3 protein-coding genes are annotated in these 6,001 nt (G+C 65.8%); all 3 read left to right on the top strand.

Features of this window, described 5'->3' with window-relative positions; genetic code table 11:
• Positions 1-44: 44 nt before the first annotated feature.
• A complete protein-coding gene (locus AC16JP_RS01345) occupies positions 45-1,988 on the top strand; it encodes a peptidyl-prolyl cis-trans isomerase (RefSeq protein WP_484338804.1) in 1,944 nt (647 codons plus the stop codon).
• Positions 1,989-2,067: 79 nt separating this feature from the next.
• Positions 2,068-3,516 (top strand): anthranilate synthase component I, encoded by a 1,449-nt coding sequence (trpE, locus tag AC16JP_RS01350; protein ID WP_484338806.1) that lies wholly within the window; start codon positions 2,068-2,070, stop codon positions 3,514-3,516.
• 101 nt (positions 3,517-3,617) lie between these two features.
• A partial coding sequence (dnaE, locus tag AC16JP_RS01355; RefSeq protein ID WP_484338805.1) for a DNA polymerase III subunit alpha occupies positions 3,618-6,001 on the top strand: 2,384 nt, incomplete at its 3' end.

Genomic DNA, 6,001 nt, shown 5'->3' on the forward strand with positions numbered 1-6,001 from the left:
GGAATCAGGCAGGCAGGCGTTCAAACAGGCAAGTAAGGACTTCGATGCTCCAGTTCCTGCGCAAGTCGGTCTCGTCGTGGGTCGGCATTCTGGTTCTTGCACTCGCGCTGGGCGCGATGGTCCTGACCATGTTTCAGGGGCAGGGCCCCGGCGGTGGCGGCAGCACCACGCAGCAGGGCAATGTGCTGGTCACGGTCGGCGACCGCGCGATCCTCGACACCGACTATACCGGCTCGATCGACCGTGCCGTCCAGCGCGAACGCGAACGCTCGCCGGAACTTACCAACGCCCAGTTCGTGGCGGCGGGTGCGGGCGACATGCTGTTGCAGCAGATGATCGCAACCAAGGCGATGCAGGTGTTTGGCGAAGCCAACCGCATGGCGATTTCGCGCCGCATGATCGACGGAGAGATCGCCAGCATTCCGGCCTTTCAGGTGAACGGCAAGTTCGACGATGCCACCTTCCGCCGCCTGCTGGCGCAGCAGCAGCTTGGCGAAGGGGAATTGCGTGATTCGATCGCGGCAGACCTGTTGCGGCGGCAGTTGCTGCAACCGGTGATGGCCGGCTCGACCGTGCCGCAGGGCATGACCGAAACCTATACGAAGATGCTGCTGGAACAGCGCAAGGGCGTGATTCTGCCGATTCCATCGGCTGCAATGGCCGACCCCGGCAAGCCGACCGACAAGCAGCTTCAGGAATTCCACACCGCCCACAAGGAGGACTACACCATTCCGGAACGGCGGGCGTTCCGCTTTGCCGAGCTGGACCGGGCGCAGCTTGCCGCACAGGCGAAGCCGACTGCCGACGCAGTGCGCAAATACTATGACGAGCATCAGGGCGAGTTCGGTGGTCTCGAAACGCGCGAAGTGCAGCAGATCGTGCTGCCCGACGAGGCGAAGGCGAAGGCGTTTGCCGCAACCGTGCGTGGCGGCACGCCGTTCGTTACCGCCGCCAAGGCCGAAGGCTTCGGCGAAGGTGACGTTTCACTGGGTGCACTGAGCCAGGAACAACTGGCGAAGCAGATCAGCGAGGAAGTGGCGAAAGCCGCATTCGCTCTGCCCAAGGGCGCGGTCAGCGACCCGCTGAAATCGAAGTTCGGTTGGACGGTGCTGTCGGTCGGGGCGGTGCATCCTGCAAAGGCCGCACCCTTTGCATCGGTTGCCGGAGACATCGAAAAGCGTCTCGCCGACGACAAGCTGGCCGACCTGCTGTCGAAGACTGTGGCCGATGCCGAGGACCGGCTTTCAGAGGGCCAGTCGTTTGCGGATGTGGCGAAAGCGTTGGGCGTGGCGGTGCAGACCGTTCCAGCCCTTACGCGCGATGGCCGGCTGGTTGCCGATGATTATACCGTAACCCGTGTCGCGCAGCCGGTGCTGCCCAAGGCGTTCGCTGCCGCACAGGGCGATGGCCCGCAGGTCGTCGAGCTGGCGGAAGATCATTTTGCGCTGCTGGAAGTGACCGACGTGATCCCGCCGACGCTGGCGCCGCTGGACAAGATCCGTCCCGGCGTCGAGCAGGCATGGGCGGCGCAGGCGCGATCGGACGCGGCGAAGGCTGTTGCCGAACGGATCGCTGCCTCGCTCGACAAGGGCGAGCCGATGGACAAGGCGACCGCCGGGCAGAAGCACGGGCAGCCGCAGGTGATTGCCGTTCGCCGCCTCGAACTGATGCAGATGGCAAACGAGGGGCGTCAGGTTCCGCCGCCGGTTTCGATGCTGCTGAACACCCCCAGCGGCAAGGCCGGGGTTATCGCGGCGCCCGGCAATCAGGGCTGGTTCGTGGTGAAGGTGAACGACGTTCAGCCGGGCGATCCGTCGGATGCGGCCCAGCTTTCGGGCGCCGTGCGTCCGGGCCTCGTGCGGGACGCAGGCACCGAACTTGCCGAAAGCTATGTCCGCGCCATCGAGCGCGAGGCGGTCGTGGTGCGCAAGCCCGCAAGCGTGAAGGCGGTGAACCAGCGTCTGACCGGCGCGCTCGACAGCGAATGACGGGCGAAAGGTGCTGAACCCTCAGCAATTGGCCGAAGCGCGCGACCGGCTGGCCGCCGGACGGCACGCCTGCCTGCATATGGTGCTCGATGCCGATACCGAAACGCCGGTGTCGGCCTGGCTGAAGCTCGCGGCATCGGGGCGGGGCGATTTCCTTCTGGAATCCGTAGAAGGCGGGCGCACGCGCGGGCGATACTCGCTGATCGGGCTTGATCCCGATCTGGCGTTCCGCGCGACCGGCAACCAGCCCGAGATCAACCGCGCGTGGCGCGACGATCCAGCGGCGTTCCAGCCGGTCGATGCGCCGACGCTGGTCGCCCTGCGCGAACTCGTTGCCTCGATTGCAACCGATGTGCCGGCGACGCTGCCACCGGCGCTGCCGTTCCTCGTGGGCTATTTCGGCTATGAAACGGCGTCGCTCGTCGAAACGCTGCCGGTGCCAGAAGCTGATCCTCTGGCTGTCCCTGACATGATGTTCGTCAGGGCAGGGCTGCTGCTGGTGTTCGACCGGCTTGCCGATACGTTGACGCTGGTTGCGCCGCTGTATGCCGATGCCGCCATCGAACCGGACGTGGCCGTTCGCCGCGCGACCGAACGGCTGGAGGCCGCTGCCGCGCGGCTGTCGCGGCCGCTGCCGCCACGCGCAACGCTGGCGCAGGAAACCGGCGCTGCGCCGACGCCCCGTTCAGCGGTCGGCCGCGATCGTTATCGCGCGATGGTCGAGGCGGCCAAGGCCTATATCGCTGCCGGAGATATTTTTCAGGTGGTGCTGGCGCAGCGGTTCGAAATGCCGTTCCCGCTGCCGCCGTTCCAGCTTTACCGGTCGCTGCGGCGGGTGAACCCGTCGCCTTTCCTGTATCACCTTGATCTGCCCGGATTTTCCGTTACCGGGTCCAGCCCGGAAATCCTGGTGCGCGCGCGCGGCGGCGAAGTGACCATCCGGCCGATCGCCGGCACCCGCCCGCGCGGCGCCACCGACGCCGAGGACCAGGCGCTGGAGCAAAGCCTGCTGGCCGACCCCAAGGAACTGGCCGAGCATCTGATGCTGCTGGATCTGGGCCGCAACGATGTGGGCCGGGCTTCCGAACCGGGCACGGTGCGCGTGACCGACAGCTTCACCATCGAACGCTACAGCCACGTCATGCACATCGTTTCGAACGTCGTCGGCAAGCAGAAGGCGGGCACGGATTCGATCGACGCGCTGCTGGCCGGCTTTCCGGCAGGCACGGTTTCCGGTGCGCCGAAGGTGCGCGCGATGGAGATCATCGCCGAACTGGAAGCGGAAAAGCGCGGCCCATATGCCGGCGGCATCGGCTATTTCGCCCCTGATGGCGGCATGGATAGCTGCATCGTGCTGCGCACCGCCGTCGTGAAGGACGGGGTGATGCACGTGACGGCAGGGGCCGGCATCGTTGCCGACAGCGTGGCTGAGGCTGAACAGCGCGAGTGCGAAGCGAAGTCGGGCGCGCTGATGGCGGCCGCAAGGGCTGCGATCGCAGCCGCGTCGGAACCCGGCTTCGGCCAGTAGATTTTCCCGGCATAATCGGCGCGCAGCGGTTGCGCCGAGGCCCTGAAGGCGAAACAAGGTTCGGCATGTACATACCGCTCAGGGTCCAGAGCAGTTACTCGATGCTCGAGTCGACGATCGAGTTGAAAGCGCTGTCTGCCACCTGCGCGCGGCGCGGTGTGCCGGCCGTCGGGCTGGCCGACCGGGGCAATCTGTTCGGGGCGATGGCGTTTTCCAAGGCCTGCACCGAGGCCGGCATCCAGCCGGTGATCGGCACGATGCTGCCGTTGCTGCGCGACATGCCGCCCGGCGCATTGCGGCCGGGCGCCCGCCCGCCGATCGATCATCTGGTGCTGTATGCCCGCAACGCCGACGGCTGGAGCAACCTTCTGAAGCTGGTGTCGTCGGCCCACATGGACGGCGAGGGCGGACTGGACGGCTTGCAGGGCCTGACGGACGGGTTGTTGTGCCTGACCGGCGGCGCCGATGGCGCCTTGGCGCGGCTGTTCGCCCAGGGCCAGCACGACGAGGCGCTGGCGCTGGCAACGCGCCTGCAACAACTGTTCGGCGACCGGCTGTTCATCGAGCTGTCGCGCAGCGGCGAGCCGGACGAACTGGCCAGTGAACAGGCGCTGCTGGAACTTGCCCATGAACGCGGTCTGCCGATCGTCGGAACCAGCCCCGCGCGCTTTCTGGAACCGGGAGGCCACGACGCGCACGACGTGATGCTGTGCATCGCGGAAGGGGCGTATCTGGAAACGGCGGACCGGCGCCGCTCGAACCCGCAACATTATCTTGCCGCGGCCGACGAGATGGCCGCCCGCTTCCACGATCTGCCCGAAGCGATCGCCAATTGCGCGCTGGTAGCGAAGCGGACGGCCTTCGCGCTGAAAAAGCGTGATCCGGTGCTGCCGAAGCTGGTGGCCGACGCCGAAGCCGAAAAGGCGGGCCTTCGCGAACTGGCCGAAGCGGGCTTGCGCGCGCGGCTCTCGGCGATGGCGGCGCCGCTTTCTGCCGAAGACGAGGCCCCCTATCACGAGCGGCTGGAGTTCGAGCTGAAGATCATCGGCGACATGGGCTTTTCCGGCTATTTTCTGATCGTTGCCGATTTCATCCAGTGGTCGAAGGAACAGGGGATTCCCGTAGGGCCGGGGCGCGGGTCGGGCGCTGGCTCGGCGGTTGCCTGGGCGCTGCGCATCACCGACCTCGACCCGCTGGCGCTGGGCCTGCTGTTCGAGCGTTTCCTGAACCCCGAGCGCAAGTCGATGCCCGACTTCGACATCGACTTCTGCGAAACCCGGCGCGAGGAAGTGATCCGCTATGTGCAGCGCAAATATGGCAGCGCGCAGGTGGCGCAGATCATCACCTTCGGAACGCTGAAGGCGCGCGCAGTCGTCAAGGATGTCGGCCGTGTCATGCAGTTGCCCTATGGGCAGGTGAACCGGATCTCGAACCTGATCCCGGTGAACCCCGCCGACCCGTGGGATTTGAAGCGCGCGCTGAACGGCGTCCCTGAACTGACCACCGAAATAAAGGCGGACCCCAAGGTCGAACGGCTGATCGAAGTCGGGTTGCAACTGGAAGGGCGGCCGCGCCACTCCTCGACCCACGCGGCGGGCGTCGTCATCGGCGACCGTCCGCTTGCGGAACTGGTGCCGCTTTATCGCGATCCCCGGTCGGACTTTCCGGTTACCCAGTTCGACTTGAAATGGGCCGAGGAAGCCGGCCTTGTGAAGTTCGACTTTCTGGGCCTGAAAACGCTTTCGGTGCTGGCGCGCGCCTGCAAGCTGCTTGCCGCGCGCGGAACGATCGTCGACCTCGACCATCTGCCGTGGGACGATCAGACCGTCTATGCGCTGATGACGCGCGGCGACACGGTTGGGGTGTTCCAGTTCGAATCCGAAGGCATGCGCCGGGCGCTGGCACTGGTGAAGCCGACGCTGTTCGAAGATATCGTGGCACTGGGCGCGCTGTATCGGCCCGGCCCGATGGACAATATCCCGAGCTTCGCCGCGCGCAAATGGGGACGGGAAGCGCCGGACTATCTGCATCCGATGCTGGAACCCATCCTGAAGCCGACCTATGGTGTCATCATCTATCAGGAACAGGTGATGCAGATCGCGCAGGTTCTGGCGGGCTATTCGCTGGGAGAGGCCGACCTGCTGCGCCGGGCGATGGGCAAGAAGATCAAGGCCGAGATGGACGCGCAGCGCGCGCGCTTCGTTGAAGGGGCAAAGGCGAACGGCGTCGAGTCTGCACAGGCGGAATATATCTTCAATCTGGTCGACAAGTTCGCAGGCTATGGCTTCAACAAGAGCCACGCAGCAGCCTATGCGCTGGTCGCCTGGCAGACGGCCTGGCTGAAAACCCACCACCCGGCCGCATTCTATGCCGGTTCGATGGCCTATGACATCCACCTGACCGACAAGCTGGCGGTCTTCGTCGACGACATGCGGCGCCTGGACATGGTTCTGCTTGGCCCCTGCATCAACATGAGCGACGCCGA

The organism is Sandaracinobacteroides sp. (assembly GCF_057137845.1).